Genomic DNA, 206 nt, shown 5'->3' on the forward strand with positions numbered 1-206 from the left:
GACTCGCTTTCGCTACGGCTTCCCCACCCGGGTTAACCTCGCAACACACCGCAAACTCGCAGGCTCATTCTTCAAAAGGCACGCAGTCACGAGACACCAAGCAAGCTTGATGTCCGACGCTCCCACGGCTTGTAGGCACACGGTTTCAGGTACTATTTCACTCCGCTCCCGCGGTACTTTTCACCATTCCCTCACGGTACTATCCG

General features: G+C 56.3%; 1 rRNA gene. It reads right to left on the minus strand.

Annotation, left to right across the window (positions count from 1 at the left end):
• Positions 1-206 (minus strand): 23S ribosomal RNA (locus EBH09_RS07560); the annotation flags it as partial.

Origin of the sequence: Streptomyces sp. E2N166, assembly GCF_003671715.1 — a bacterium.
In the GTDB taxonomy this organism is placed as follows: Bacteria; Actinomycetota; Actinomycetes; order Streptomycetales; family Streptomycetaceae; genus Streptomyces; species Streptomyces thinghirensis.